A 10,634-nucleotide genomic window follows, 5' to 3' on the forward strand; every position below is an offset into this window, starting at 1 on the left:
ATGACGCTTTGAACTAAAATGAATTCTGACTTCATTTATACTGCTGTTCTAAATAGGTTTTTAAGCACGGCGAAAAGAACAAATGACCTTGATAAAACCCCTGTGCCGTCTTGGTTGCGACCAAACCCCATAACAACATTAGTATGGCTGCAAAAGCATAGCCAACGGCATACAGGAAGGCCAAATTGAGTTGCTGGGCTAAGGTTAAGATTGCGAGTGTATATACGCCCAATGGGAAGGTCAGTCCCCACCAGCCCAAATTAAACGGTAAGTCCTGTTTGGCATGGTGCAAAGTCGTCAGCACCGCAATTCCCAACCACCACAGTCCAAAACCCAGCAGAATTAAACTGGCTAAAATCCCCGCCTGCTGAAATAACTGACCCAGTTGTGCTAAGCCCAAACTCGCCATCAGCGTCGGTGCCTGATGCCCTAAAACCAATAACGCCAAAGCAGCAGTGCCTATCGGACCCAAAGCCAACCAACTGCTGACCGCCAACTCTTTTTCAGGCAGTTTATGTAAGACCAAACGCAACATTAAAATCGTTAAAATAGCAAAGGCGGGTAATACTGAAACACCCCACAACACATAACTGCCCAATAGAATCGCAACTGCATGAGTATCAGTTGCCAAATGCCCCAGCAATAAACCACCACTGCTAGCGGCAACTTCACAGGCCACGATCGGCAATAACCACACCGCAGTCATCTGCTGTAAAGCATGCTCCTGATGTCGATACATAGCAAAAGGAACTGCCCACGCCACCAAGAGCGCCAAGACCACATCGGCATACCAGAGCGTTTGCGCAATCTGTACAGCTGTGTCGCCATAAATAGGCTGACCATACTTTAAAAAGCCATTGAGGATGGTGGCCAGCGCCATCGGGATCGTCCCTAAAAATAGGCTCATACTTGGATGTTGAAAAATCTGTTTGGCTTCGTGCGGATAAAATGCCCAACGTAAGCCATATAGCACACTAAAAAGTACAAACAGTAAAATATTGAAATACCACAGCCCTGTGCCGAGTTGCCATGTGAGTGCCTTTAACATCGGAAACTCTGATACAATTAACGCCACAACACCTGTTCCCATACTGACAGTGAACCAGTTGGGGGTGAACTGACGAATGATATTGTGGCGCTGTCCAAGTTGTGTAAATGGTTTTTGCATGAGTTCGGCCTCATTTAAAATCTACATTTATACTAATCAAATTTATAAATAAGAAAAATTGATTAATTTATATTAAATAAATCAATAAAATTGATATGAATATACTTTGCACTAAATTTTGCGTTGTCAAAAAACAACCACAAGACGAATGCCCAAGAATATGGCAATATATAAGCCGTTCTTAATTCCAAGCACTTGATTTGCCCATGAAGCTGCTCCGTCTAAATGCTTTGCCCTCAAATACCCAATTAGAAAAAACCGCTGTCACTATCGGTAATTTTGACGGGGTGCATTTGGGTCATCAAGCCATGATTCATCAGCTCAAAGCCGTTGCAAAACAACAAAATCTAAAAACTGTGGTGATGATTTTTGAACCTCAACCACTTGAATTCTTTAAAGGTTATGATGCTCCACCGCGTATTTCATCATTGCGTGAGAAAGTCGAATATTTAACTGAGCTGGGTGTGGACTATATTGCGGTCGCGAAATTTGACAACAGCTTCCGCAGTTTAAGTGCAGAACAATTTGCCGATATTTTAAAAGAAAAACTTAATGCCCAAAGTTTGGTTTTAGGCGATGACTTTCACTTTGGTAAAAACCGCCAAGGCAACAGCGAATTTCTCGAAAACTATGGTTTTCAAGTCCACAATCTAGAAACCATCCTCTCAGAAGGTGAACGCGTCAGTTCAACTCGAATTCGCCAAACACTGGCCGCAGGGGACTTGGCGCTGGCTGCTCAGTTATTAGGGCGCCCTTATAGCATTACGGGTCGCGTACAATATGGCGACCAAATTGGCCGAACCCTTGATTTTCCAACCATTAACGTACGTTTAAACCGTCATAAACCCTGTTTAAACGGCATTTATGGTGTAGATGTGATCTGTGAAACCACGTCTTTACGCGACAAAGTGAAAGCAGACCACCCTAATCGATTAGGGGTTGCAGGATATGACCATTCAGCGCTTTTTGGTGCGGGTCATGTCGGAACACGTCCAGCCATTCAACAAGCACAGCCAGAATGGCGATTAGAAGTACATTTCCCTGATGTTTCTGCTAATCTGTATGGCTTGTTAATGCGGGTCACTTTCTTAAACTATTTACATGGTGAAAAGAACTACCCTTCGCTGGAAGCACTAAAAGCGGGAATTGATGATGATGTGGTGAAACTGCTTGAGTTCCGCCAAAACACCCCCACATTTCCCTTTTAAATACCAATCAATTTTATGTAAAACGCGTCAGCCGAGCCGCTGATTAAATTGGAAGACATCTTGCATGAGCGATAAGCAAACTACTGAAAATGCAGTGGATTATAAAGCCACACTCAACCTCCCAGGTACCGAATTTGCCATGAAAGCAAACCTTGCGGTGCGTGAAGCAAAATGGTTAGAAGAGTGGTATGCCGACAACATTTATCAGCAGATTCGTGCGTCGCGTATTGGCAAGAAAAAATATGTCCTGCATGATGGCCCTCCTTATGCAAATGGCCAAATTCACTTGGGCCATGCGGTCAATAAAGTTTTAAAAGATATTATTATTAAAAGTCGTATTCTCGACGGCTTCGATGCCCCTTATGTACCGGGTTGGGACTGTCACGGCCTTCCGATTGAACTGAAAGTAGAAGAGAAAGTCGGTAAAGTGGGCGTGAAGGTGGATGCTTCTACTTTCCGTAAAGCCTGCCGTGAATATGCTTACACCCAAGTTGAACTGCAAAAGAAAGACTTTGTACGTATGGGTGTGTTTGGTGACTGGGACAACCCTTACCTGACCATGAACTTCAAGCAGGAAGCAGACATTGTGCGCTCTGTCGGCGCGATTGCAAAAGCAGGTCATATCGAACCAGGTCTTAAACCTGTGAACTGGTGTTTAGACTGTGGTTCAGCTTTGGCTGAAGCTGAAGTGGAATATGAAGATAAAAAATCTGACGCGATTGACGTTGGTTTTACGGTTATCGACTTAAAAGACTTAAGCGCACGTTTAAATATCAACGTAGAAGCCGCAACAGACATCGTAATTTGGACCACCACACCTTGGACTTTGCCTGCAAACCAAGCAGTTGCCGTCCATGCTGAAATTGACTATCAACTGGTTCAAGTCAGCACCGACCGTGGCGTGCAAAACTTTATTTTAGCCAAAGACTTGGTTGAGTCGGCAGTTGAGCGTTATAAGCTTGAAAACCCTGTGGTTCTAGCTGATTTTAACGGCTCAGCAATTGAAAACTTATTATTACAACACCCGTTACTGACCGATCGCCAAGTGCCTGTGATTTTAGGTGAACACGTGATTGCAACCAGCGGTACGGGGGCGGTACATACGGCACCTGGCCATGGTGTGGACGACTATAAAGTTGGTTTACAGTACAACTTAAAAGTTGAAAACCCAGTGGGCGGTAATGGTGTGTATTTACCAACTTCACCCATTTTTGCAGGCGAGCACATCTACAAAGCCAATCCAAAGATTATTGAAGCTTTGGGTGCAGTTGGTCGCTTATGGGCACATCAACCGATCAAACACAGCTACCCACACTGCTGGCGCCATAAAACACCGATTATCTTCCGTGCGACCCCACAGTGGTTTATCAGCATGGATGCGCAAGGTCTTCGTCAGAATGCTTTAAATGCGATTGAAAACGAGATTAGCTTTGTGCCTGATTGGGGTAAAAATCGTATCCAAGCCATGATCGAAGGTCGTCCAGACTGGTGTATTTCACGTCAACGTACTTGGGGTGTGCCAATCCCATTCTTCGTACATAAAGACACCAACGAACTCCATCCGCGCACAGCTGAGTTGATCGAAGAAGTCGCGAAATTGATCGAACAAGAAGGCATTGATGCTTGGTATAACCGTGAAGCGAAAGACTTTATTGGTGATGAAGCGGAACAGTACAACTGTGTGCGTGACACTTTAGACGTGTGGTTCGACTCAGGCACAACGCACTATGCCGTGCTGCGTGAACGCGAAGAACTCACCGATCCTGCTGATTTATACCTTGAAGGTTCAGACCAACACCGTGGTTGGTTCCAGTCTTCATTGCTCACCTCGATTGCGATCAATGAACGTGCGCCGTACAAAGGCTTACTGACCCATGGCTTCGTGGTGGATGAAAAAGGCCGTAAGATGTCAAAATCTTTGGGCAACATCATCACTCCGCAAGACATCATTAAAGACATGGGTGCAGACGGCTTACGTTTCTGGATTGCATCGGCCGATTACCGTTATGAAATGACTGCTGGTAAAGAAATCTTTAACCGTGCATCAGATGGCTACCGCCGTATTCGTAATACTTTGCGCTTCTTGTTGGCGAACTTGAATGGGTTTAAACCATCGACGGATGCACTTCCTGTAGATCAATTGATCGCACTCGATCAATACATCTTGCAACGTGCAGCGGACGTACAGAAAACCATTCAGCAAGCCTATGAAGATATGAACTTCCATATCGTAGCAAATGCGCTGACCAACTTCTGTATCAATGACTTGGGTGGTTTCTACCTCGACATCATCAAAGACCGTCAGTACACCACCAAAGCCGATTCACAAGCGCGCCATTCAGCTCAAACTGCGCTGTATCATTTGGTTCAAGCCTTTGTACGTTGGATGTCACCAATCTTAAGCTTTACTGCTCAAGAAGCATGGCCACTGATTCCAGAACAAACTGAGAAATATGTGTTCACTGCGGAATGGTATGACATTCCTGTGGCTTCAAAAGCAAACTTGTTGTCTGAAGCCGATTGGCAAACCCTGATTGCAGTGAAGTCTGCGGTGAACAAGTTCATCGAAACTGCGCGTACCGCGAAAATTGTGGGTTCAAATCTCTCTGCCAAAGTTGAACTGTGGGCAGATGCAGAACTCAAAGACGTACTGGATCGTTTAGATGATGAACTTCGCTTTGTTATGATCACTTCACAAGTCTTGGTCAATGCATTTGATGCAACTCAAGGTGAAGCCTCTGATCTGGCGGGTCTGAATGTTCAAGTCTCGGCGGCTGATGGTGAAAAATGTGTACGCTGCTGGCATGTTCTGCCAGATGTGAATACACATGTTACACATCCAGGTCTATGTGGTCGTTGTATTATCAACCTTCCTACAGGCCAAGGCGAAGAGAGAAAGTATGCCTAACCCTCAACAGAAAAAGGGCTTATTCCAATTCTATCCGCACAATTTAGTGTGGGTAGGTTTGGCTATTCTAGCGATTGTCTTAGATCAATGGACCAAATGGATTGCCAGTACCCATCTGAATTATGCAGATCCCGTACCAGTCCTGCCCTTTTTAAATTGGACTTTATTGCATAACTATGGCGCAGCCTTTAGTTTCTTGTCCGATGCGGGCGGCTGGCAACGCTATTTCTTTACCTCTCTTGCAGGTATTGTATCTGTCATTTTCCTGTTTTGGCTGATGCGTATGCCCAAAACCGTGAAAGTGCTGCCCATCGCGATTGCTCTTATTTTAGGTGGTGCTATAGGGAATTTAATTGACCGTGTAAGCTTAGGCTATGTGGTTGATTTTATTCATGTGTACTATCAAAACAGCCACTTCCCTGCGTTTAATATTGCAGATAGTGCGATTACGCTAGGAACGATCCTTTTGTTGATCGATACCTTTTTTCTCGAAAAAAACCGTATCCAACGTGCCGAAGTAAACAATGACTGATTTTATTAATCCCAATGAAGAAACTCGCGTAAGCGAAGGTTCAAAAGTAGAGTTACATTTTTCTGTTTGCATTGAAAATGGCGTAGAAATTGATAACACACGTAGCCGTGAAGAGCCTGTGAGCTTGGTGATGGGTGATGGCAGCTTACTCCCTGGTTTTGAAAAAGCACTGTTCGGTTTACGTGCTGGCGACCGTCGTACTGTAAGCCTACCACCAGAAGATGCTTTTGGTCCGTGGAATCCTGAAAATGTACAACAGTTTGATACGGTCAAATTTGAACAGCGTCCTATTGAAGGACACATGATTGAATTTGAAGACAAAGCCAAACAAAGTCTTTATGGCGTGGTTAAAACTGTAGGTGATGACATCACCGAAGTCGACTTTAACCATCCATTGGCAGGTAAAGATATTACTTTTGAAGTTGAAATCTTCAAAGTAACGCCTGCTGGCCAACAAGGTATCAAAATTATGTAAAGCAACAGGTCGACCATCTGTGTGTTAGCCAAAGCCCCTTCAGGGGCTTTTTTAATGCCTCAAACATTTGTCGATCAGATACACATTCAATCTATGCAAAGCCTATTTTTCATACTACCGTAGCGTAATCACATTTATTTCCCAAGGATTTTTCATGAAAATTCAGGTCATTATAGGTAGTGTGCGCGAAGGTCGGACTGCTATTAAAGTTGCGCGATGGGTGCAAAAAGGCTTTGAACAACTAGAACTCAATACGGTCCAACTCGAGTTAGTCGACTTAAAAGAGTGGGATTTGCCAATTTTTTCAGGTGCCAATCCTCCTATGACGGGCATTTATGATCAACCCAAACAACAAGCATGGGCTGACCACATTGCGCAAGGCGATGCCTTTATTTTCATTAGCCCCGAATACAATCATGGTTATAGCCCTGCACTTAAAAATGCTTTGGATTACTTAGGCAAAGAATGGCAAGGGAAACCTGCAGCCTATATCAGTTATGGCGGGACCAATGGCTCACGTTCCATCGATCAAATTCGCCAAGTCGGTACTCAACTCGGCCTGGTCGATACCAATGCGGTGATTGAAATTCGAGATATTTTTTCACGCAATAAAACCGAAGACTTTGAATCGAATCCTTTTGATGAGAAGAATCTAAAAGCCGCAATTGATAAACTCATTAAATATGTCAGTACATAAGCATGAGATTCTTCTGTACGCTATTGCTTACAGTAACTTGAGTATTTGGCGGCTTTTCAATAAACAGCATCGACGCTATAGTTAAATCATACAGAGACAGGATGTCTCAGATTAAAAACAAAAATAACAACATACACAGCAGGATGCTGATCGGTAGGACAGGAGTTATACCGCTTGAAAGAATTTAAAAAGCCCTCGACAGGATGTCGGGGGCTTTTTAATTGTCTTCAAATTTTCACATCAAAACCCAAGTCAACATCAGAGGCTGACTTACCACCACGTATTCCCCAATTTTCTAGCTGAGACTCTCGAATTAAGATAGAGACATGGTCTTTGGGGATACCGAACTGTGCTAAATGATGTATCAATTTCTGATAAAGTTTTCGCTTGGTTTCTATCGACCTTCCTACGAAGCAATCAATTTCAATCCAAGTAAAAGAAACCGGTTGTGTTAAATGAAGAGGACAAGCAAAGTGGTCTGGTTCATGTACGACCAAACGAATATTACGATCATATTGAGGAAGTGCAAAAACCGTAGATAAAGTGCTATGAACCGCCTCCATTATGGCTTGCTCTTCATCAACACTATATTTTTTCCGAACATGAATTTGTGTACTAGGCATTCCCCACTCCGTTATTATTTTCAATGCTTTGAACGGTTTATATAATCATACTTTTATGATGCATAAACCATCATCCTCTTCACCGTTTGTCGGTATGTTCTTCAGCACCACAAAATATTACATCTGGCGCTCGAACTACACTTTATACTCTCGCCCACTGAACATCTGCGGCTTCAACCAAAATGCTTCAGTCCAATACAATAAATTAAAAAAACAAAAATAGAGACCATTCACATGCAACTAAACACCATACTTTTAAATGATTATTGCAAAATTTATGTCGCTGACTCCGAATATACAGATGTAGATGCTCTAGCCGCCTACGTTAGAGTCCATCGTACGGAACTTATGCAAGAGTTGCATCAGTACGGCATCTTATTATTTCGCGGCTTTAAATTACAACGTCACTATGAATTTCATGAATTGATCGAACATCATTTTCAGCTTGAACCTTGGCATATATTTACACCTAAAAAATCAGGTTGGTTTACCTCTTTCATGCGTAAATATAGCGAAAATCGTGCAGGTGATGATAGAGATTATCTCAACCACAATACTGTGCAATTAGGCTCTGTTGAAAACTCAATTCAAGGTCCTCATGTCGAAGGTGGCCTACACTCGACTCGCTCACGTTATATTGCCTTGTTTTGCCAAGAACCTGCGAACCATGTGCTCGAAACAGGGTTTAATAACCTCGAAAGAATTTGGGCCCATTTTCCAGTTAGCATACAACAAAAATACTTAGGTGCATGGAACCATTTTTCTTATATTTCAACACGTAAACTTAATCTATTTGATCGACTGACCTTCAATAAAAGCTCATTTGGTTTCCAGAAAAAATCAAATAAAGAAAGCAAACTTACCTTAAAACGCTCACCTTTAGTTGTCATACACCCGAACACTCAAAAATTGATGATCCAGCCGTGGGCTTTTGCAAACAATACCAACGCTTTTGCCCATCAAGCTGCACAAAAAAGCTTTAAGAAGCGAGGAAAGCTTCAACCAGACCCCTCGGCTAATTGCATGCAACTGTCATGGGAGCTTTTTACCCATGAAGGTGAAAAAATTGAATGGACCGATCAGGAAAAACAGCACTTCTTTGAAGCCTTATATCACGATGCACTCTTGCTCCAGTGGCAAAAAGGGGATGTCGCCTTGGTCGATAATATTAAAATTGCCCATTGGCGGATGAATGGCAAACAAGGACAACGAAAACTGATGCAAATCCAAGCCAATGTCTTTAATGCCGATCAACATGCTGCGCTTTAAGACCATCTTTCTTAGCAACACTCTGTTCGGGTGATTAATGTGAAAGCAGCTGAATTAAATCAGCATGTTTCCCATCCTCAATCACCCAAATACTGCCATCTTTCGCTTGTTGTACACCACGGATACGTTGTTTCATATCTATCCTTTGAATTTCTTTTACTGGCTGTACTGTGGTGTCTACAATAATCAACGCTTTAGATGAAAGCCCGCCAATGATGGCTTTATCCTGCCACTTTGGAAACATATGTCCCGTATAAAAAATCAAACTCGATGGAGAAATCACAGGGGTCCAGCCTAATTTCGGCGCTTCAAACTCAGGTCGTGTAGCGTGGTCAGGGATATTCAAACCACTATAATGATCACCATTCGAAACGATTGGATAACCATAGTTTTTAGCCTTTTGAATTAAATTGAGCTCATCCCCACCTTTGGGCCCCATCTCCACCACCCAAAGTTGTTTTTTGGCATCCAAAGCCATTCCTAAAGGATTACGATGCCCCAAACTCCATATTTGTTTTGCGACATCACCCTGCATCTGAAATGGATTATCTGAGGCAACCGAACCATCATCATTCAAGCGGATCATTTTCCCAAGATTCGATGTTAAATCTTGTGCAGGATCAAATTTTTGCCGTTCTCCTGAACTAATCCATAATTTGCCTGCGCCATCAAATAACATCCGATGAGCATAGTGTCCCTGTCCATGCACCTTAGGTACTTGTTTCCATATCGTTTTAAGGTTGTCTAATTGTGGCCGCGCTTGATCTAAATTCAAATCAGCACGAATCACAACTGCACCATAACCATCTTGCCCTGCTTCTGCATAGCTGAGATAAATTTGATGGTCTTGTGCAAACTGAGGATGTAAAACAATATCACCTAATCCGCCCTGACCACCATAAGCCACTTTAGGTATATTGCTAATGAGGGTCTTTGTCTGATCTACAGGATTGAATAAAATCAACTGTCCAGATCTTTGTGTAATTAATAAACGTCCATCGGGCAATACCGCTAACGCCCATGGCTCATTAAATTCAGCGATACGCTTTGGGTGCATAGATGTGCCTAAAGAAGCGGAACGGTCCTGTTGTTCCTGTGCTGCTGACTCTGTCTGACTTTGGGTATGACATGCCATTAAGCCCAAAAATGCACTCACTGTCATCAACAAACAAAACGCTTTTTTGCTCAGCATTGCCTTATCCATTCAAATGCACGATTACCATTCATTGTAGAGAGATCATAAGCATAACGTTATCCGCTTTGGTAACAAGATGAATCTATGTAAGTTAAAGCTTACAAATACTGAGGAAAGTGACCACTAGCCTTAAAACAGTTTACAACATATATTAAATACATCAGGAAACAGGATGTTCCCCAAACTTAAAACAACAATAATCAGTTTGAGCATCAGGACGTGAGATATGACAGGAGTTGTATCTAAGCACTGAAATACAAAGAAGCCTCGACAGGATGTCGGGGTTTCTTTTTTTATTGAACATATTAAAACTTAAATTAAACCTTGTTTTGACATATTTTGTATGAGCACGAGTTAACTATAGTCATTCTTTTCCAACGGATATAAATGGAATAGCTGTTCAATTGCTCAAAATACATTCTAATAGTTAATTAAAATTTCTTTTCGTGGATAAGAAACCATCAAATTCCAATGATAAAAACTAAACCTATTAAATTTTAAGCTAATTTTCTCTATTTTTTATATTTTTAATCTTCCGCACATAAAAAATCCCCCTCAG

General features: G+C 42.4%; 9 protein-coding genes. 6 read left to right on the forward strand and 3 right to left on the reverse strand.

Annotated elements, in window-relative coordinates:
- Nucleotides 1-31: 31 nt before the first annotated feature.
- Entirely contained in the window at nt 32-1,168 is a 1,137-nt protein-coding gene (locus RR876_RS12645) for a TDT family transporter (protein WP_332477664.1), read from the reverse strand.
- Nucleotides 1,169-1,374: 206 nt separating this feature from the next.
- On the opposite strand from RR876_RS12645, the gene ribF reads away from it, so the two are divergent.
- The 5 genes from ribF (at nt 1,375) to RR876_RS12670 (ending at nt 6,988) form a co-directional block, all read left to right on the forward strand.
- Complete coding sequence (gene ribF / locus RR876_RS12650) at nt 1,375-2,376, forward strand: bifunctional riboflavin kinase/FAD synthetase (RefSeq protein ID WP_332477663.1); 1,002 nt, start codon at nt 1,375-1,377, stop codon at nt 2,374-2,376.
- 64 nt (nt 2,377-2,440) lie between these two features.
- On the forward strand, nt 2,441-5,284 hold the full coding sequence (gene ileS / locus RR876_RS12655; RefSeq protein WP_332477662.1) for an isoleucine--tRNA ligase: 2,844 nt from the start codon (nt 2,441-2,443) through the stop codon (nt 5,282-5,284).
- Nucleotides 5,277-5,816 carry a signal peptidase II gene (gene lspA / locus RR876_RS12660; RefSeq protein WP_279737339.1) on the forward strand — a complete coding sequence of 180 codons (540 nt, stop codon included), beginning with the start codon at nt 5,277-5,279 and terminating at the stop codon, nt 5,814-5,816. Before ileS ends, lspA begins: the two co-directional genes overlap by 8 nt.
- Nucleotides 5,809-6,291, forward strand: coding sequence for a peptidylprolyl isomerase (locus RR876_RS12665; RefSeq protein WP_004684162.1), 483 nt, complete (start codon nt 5,809-5,811; stop codon nt 6,289-6,291). Before lspA ends, RR876_RS12665 begins: the two co-directional genes overlap by 8 nt.
- Nucleotides 6,292-6,445: 154 nt before the next feature.
- Complete coding sequence (locus tag RR876_RS12670; RefSeq protein ID WP_332477661.1) at nt 6,446-6,988, forward strand: NAD(P)H-dependent oxidoreductase; 543 nt, start codon at nt 6,446-6,448, stop codon at nt 6,986-6,988.
- 227 nt (nt 6,989-7,215) lie between these two features.
- Here the strand turns inward: RR876_RS12670 and RR876_RS12675 are convergent, their stop codons facing one another.
- The gene (locus RR876_RS12675; protein WP_332477660.1) at nt 7,216-7,611 is read right to left on the reverse strand and encodes a tautomerase family protein; all 396 of its coding nucleotides are present in this window, start codon (nt 7,609-7,611) and stop codon (nt 7,216-7,218) included.
- Nucleotides 7,612-7,845: 234 nt separating this feature from the next.
- Between RR876_RS12675 and RR876_RS12680 the strand changes: the two genes are divergently transcribed.
- The gene (locus tag RR876_RS12680; RefSeq protein WP_332477659.1) at nt 7,846-8,880 is read left to right on the forward strand and encodes a TauD/TfdA family dioxygenase; all 1,035 of its coding nucleotides are present in this window, start codon (nt 7,846-7,848) and stop codon (nt 8,878-8,880) included.
- 34 nt (nt 8,881-8,914) lie between these two features.
- Here the strand turns inward: RR876_RS12680 and RR876_RS12685 are convergent, their stop codons facing one another.
- Nucleotides 8,915-10,072 carry a PQQ-dependent sugar dehydrogenase gene (locus RR876_RS12685; RefSeq protein ID WP_332477658.1) on the reverse strand — a complete coding sequence of 386 codons (1,158 nt, stop codon included), beginning with the start codon at nt 10,070-10,072 and terminating at the stop codon, nt 8,915-8,917.
- Between the last annotated feature and the right edge of the window lie 562 nt (nt 10,073-10,634).

Source organism: Acinetobacter sp. (assembly GCF_036666595.1).
GTDB lineage: Bacteria > Pseudomonadota > Gammaproteobacteria > Pseudomonadales > Moraxellaceae > Acinetobacter.

Excerpts from the sequence above, each read along its gene's own strand:
- RR876_RS12645 (WP_332477664.1), bottom strand. The coding sequence starts at position 1,168 with ATGCAAAAACCATTTACACAACTTGGACAGCGCCACAATATCATTCGT.
- ribF (WP_332477663.1), top strand. The coding sequence starts at position 1,375 with ATGAAGCTGCTCCGTCTAAATGCTTTGCCCTCAAATACCCAATTAGAA.
- ileS (WP_332477662.1), top strand. The coding sequence starts at position 2,441 with ATGAGCGATAAGCAAACTACTGAAAATGCAGTGGATTATAAAGCCACA.
- lspA (WP_279737339.1), top strand. The coding sequence starts at position 5,277 with ATGCCTAACCCTCAACAGAAAAAGGGCTTATTCCAATTCTATCCGCAC.
- RR876_RS12665 (WP_004684162.1), top strand. The coding sequence starts at position 5,809 with ATGACTGATTTTATTAATCCCAATGAAGAAACTCGCGTAAGCGAAGGT.
- RR876_RS12670 (WP_332477661.1), top strand. The coding sequence starts at position 6,446 with ATGAAAATTCAGGTCATTATAGGTAGTGTGCGCGAAGGTCGGACTGCT.
- RR876_RS12675 (WP_332477660.1), bottom strand. The coding sequence starts at position 7,611 with ATGCCTAGTACACAAATTCATGTTCGGAAAAAATATAGTGTTGATGAA.
- RR876_RS12680 (WP_332477659.1), top strand. The coding sequence starts at position 7,846 with ATGCAACTAAACACCATACTTTTAAATGATTATTGCAAAATTTATGTC.
- RR876_RS12685 (WP_332477658.1), bottom strand. The coding sequence starts at position 10,072 with ATGCTGAGCAAAAAAGCGTTTTGTTTGTTGATGACAGTGAGTGCATTT.